Origin of the sequence: Sphingomonas sp., assembly GCF_042091075.1 — a bacterium.
GTDB lineage: Bacteria > Pseudomonadota > Alphaproteobacteria > Sphingomonadales > Sphingomonadaceae > Sphingomonas.
This window is the reverse complement of the sequence record NZ_JBELIE010000237.1, coordinates 1-3,256: the sequence shown is the minus strand read 5'-3', so window position 1 is coordinate 3,256 and position 3,256 is coordinate 1. Positions and strand designations below refer to the sequence as shown.

3 protein-coding genes and 1 pseudogene are annotated in these 3,256 nt (G+C 69.9%); all 4 read left to right on the top strand.

From position 1 onward, the window contains the following. Positions 1–141 precede the first annotated feature (141 nt). On the top strand, positions 142–588 hold the full coding sequence (locus ACFDSW_RS16045) for a periplasmic heavy metal sensor (protein WP_375251264.1): 447 nt from the start codon (positions 142–144) through the stop codon (positions 586–588). A gap of 7 nt (positions 589–595) precedes the next feature. Next, entirely contained in the window at positions 596–1,165 is a 570-nt protein-coding gene (locus ACFDSW_RS16040; protein ID WP_375251263.1) for an RNA polymerase sigma factor, read from the top strand. Positions 1,166–1,197: 32 nt separating this feature from the next. Then, a complete protein-coding gene (locus ACFDSW_RS16035) occupies positions 1,198–2,967 on the top strand; it encodes a copper resistance system multicopper oxidase (protein WP_375251262.1) in 1,770 nt (589 codons plus the stop codon). Continuing rightward, positions 2,964–3,256 (top strand): annotated as a pseudogene (locus ACFDSW_RS16030) (copper resistance protein B); the annotation flags it as partial. The gene ACFDSW_RS16035 and the pseudogene ACFDSW_RS16030, both read left to right, overlap by 4 nt.

Genomic DNA, 3,256 nt, shown 5'->3' with positions numbered 1-3,256 from the left:
ATCGCGCTGGCCACCGTCCTGGCGCTGGGGATCGGCATCATCGGCAGCACCCTGCCCGAGGCGCCGGCACAGGGCGCGGCGACGACGACGACGATCGGCGCGTCGGACTATGCCCCCGCCCACCTGCTGGATGGCTGAGCGATGAGCGCGATGCGCTATCTGCTCGTGGCGGTCATCGCCTTCGCCGCGGCAATGGCGGGGGTGTGGGCGGCGCGTGCCTGGCGCGCGTCGCCAGCGCATGGCGAGGGGCAGATCCACCAGCTGCTCCACCGCGACATGACGCTGGATAGCCGGCAGCAGCAGCGCATCGCGGCACTGGAGGCGCGTTTCGCCCAACGCCGCGCCGGACTGGAGGCGCAGATGCGCGCGATCAACGGCCAGCTCGCGCAGGCGATCGAGGCGGAACACGGCTATGGCCCGCGCGTCGCCGCGGCGGTCGATCGCTCGCACCTGGTGATGGGCCAGTTGCAGAAAGAGACGCTGCAGCATGTCTTCGCGATGCGCGGCGTGCTGCGCCCCGATCAGGCCGCGCGCTTCGATGCGACGGTGGCGCGCACGCTGACCGATCCTCCCTCCCCCGCGCCATGACCGCCAAGTGATCGACCCTGCGGGGGACACGTCGGACGCCGCGCTGGTCGGGCGGGCGCGGGCGGGAGACCAAGCGGCGTATCGCGTCCTGCTGCACCGCCATCGCGACGCGGTGTTCCGGCTGGCGCGCGGCCATACCGGCGGCGACGCTGGCGAAGCGCTCGATATCGTGCAGGAAAGCTTCGTTGCCGCCTTCGCCGCGCTGCACCGCTATGATCCGCAGCGCCCGTTCCGCGTCTGGCTGTTGCGGATCGCGCTCAACAAGGCACGCGACTGGTCGCGCCGGCGGACGGTGCGGCGCTTCTTCACGCGCGCGCAACCGCTCGATGCGATCGCGGACCCGGCGGATAGCGCGCCCACACCCGAAGCGGCGGCGCATTCCTCGCGCGAGCTGGCGCGGATCGAGCGCGCGATCGCCGCGCTTCCCGCGCCGCTGCGGCAAGTGCTGCTGCTGCGCGCGGTGGACGGGATGTCGCAGGCGCTGACCGCAGAGACGCTGTCGATTAGCGAGAAGGCCGTGGAGACCCGACTCTATCGTGCCCGCCGCGCGCTCTCCGCGCTGCTGGAGATGGCATGAGGGATGGCGCGCCGCCCTGCGTAAGAGGCGATATGCCCTCCCCTCGCGCCCCGATCGACCGCCGGTCGCTGTTCGCTTCTCTCGCGGCCGGCGCGCTGCTGCCCCGCATCGCCCCGGCATGGGCGCAGAGCGGCGATCATCGCATTGCCGCCCCGACCACCCTGAGCGGCGACACGATCGCGCTGACCGTCGCGGAGCATCATGCCATGATCGATGGGCGCCGAATCCACGCGGTGGCGGTCAACGGCACGATCCCCGCACCGCTGATCCGGCTGCGCGAAGGGCAGCGCGTGCGGATCGCGGTGACCAACCGGCTGCGCGAGGATACGTCGATCCACTGGCATGGGCTACTGGTGCCGTTTCAGATGGATGGCGTGCCCGGCGTCAGCTTTCCCGGTATCCGCCCCGGCGAAACCTTCACCTATGATATGCCGGTGCGGCAGGCGGGCACCTATTGGTATCATGGCCATTCCGGGATGCAGGAAGCGATGGGGCTGTACGGCCCGCTGATCATCGACCCCGCCACCCCCGCCGGCGCGATCGGCCGCGACGCCGACGTGCGCGAACATGTCATCCTGCTTTCCGATCGCAGCGCATCACACCCGCATGTCATCATGCGACGGCTGAAGCAGATGGGCGGCTATTACAATTATCAGAAGCAGACGCTGGCGGGGCTGATCGCGGGGCGCGACCAGCCGGCGCGGGATCGTGCGGACTGGGGCCGGATGCGGATGGATCCCACCGATATCGCCGATGTGACCGGCGCGACCTATCGCTATCTGATCAACGGCCATGCCAGCGAGGACAATTGGACCGCGCTGTTCACCCCCGGCGAACAGGTCCGGCTGCGCATCATCAATGCCGCCGCGATGACCAATTTCAACGTCCGGCTGCCCGGCGTGGCGATGACGGTGGTGGCCAGCGACGGCCAGCCGGTCCAGCTGGTCGACACCGACGAGTTCCAGATCGGCATCGCCGAAACCTATGACGTGCTCGTCACGCTGCCGGCGGCGCGGCCCTATGCGCTGGTGGCGGAGGCGATCGACCGGTCGGGGCTGGTGCGCGCCACACTGGCACCGCGCCCCGGCATGGCCGCGCCCATCCCCGCCCGGCGCGCGCGTCCGTTGCTGACGATGCGCGACATGGGGATGGATATGGCGGCGATGGACATGGGCGGGAACGGCGTGATCGACCTCAGCCAGCCCGCGAGCAGCGGCGCGATGGCCGGGCATGCGATGTCGATGCGCGATACCACGTTGCTGCCACCCACGGTTCGCACCGGCCCCGGCGTCGCCACCGTTGCCGCGATGCCCGCCGACCGCGCCGCCGATCGCCCGACCGGGCTGGAGGATGTGCCGCATCGCGTGCTGACCTATGCAGATCTCCGCGCGCGCACGCCCAGCCCGGATCGCCGAGCGCCCACCCGCACGCTCGATATCCATCTGACCGCGAACATGGAACGTTACATGTGGTCGTTCGACGGTGTGAAACTGTCCGATGGCGCCGCGCCGATCCCGTTTCGCCATGGCGAGCGCGTCCGCGTGACGCTGATCAACGACACGATGATGCCGCATCCGATCCATCTGCACGGCCATTTCTTCGAATTGGTCAATGGTGCGGAGGAGTTCGCCCCGCGCAAGCATACCGTCAACGTGCTGCCCGGAGCGACGCTGTCCTTCGACCTGACCGCCGATGCACTCGGTGACTGGGCGTTCCACTGCCACATGCTGATGCACATGCACGCGGGAATGATGCGGGTGGTGACGGTACGGCACGACGAAGCCGGCGGGGCGCCGGCATGACCATGTTGCCGTGGCTGCTGCTGCTGGCCGCCCCGCCGCAGCGCGACTTGCCCGCCATGGACCACGCCGGGATGAATCATCCCGCGAGCCGCGAGACGACGCCCGACGGCGGCAGCGCGCCGCCGCCGGTGCCGGCCGACCATGCCGCCGACGCCCTCTTCGACCCGGTCGCGATGGCGCGGGCGCGCGCGGCGTTGCGGCGCGAGCATGGCGGGATGCGATACGCCCGCTATATGCTCGATCGCGCCGAATATCGCTCGATCCGGGGGCGCGACGGCTATCATTGGGA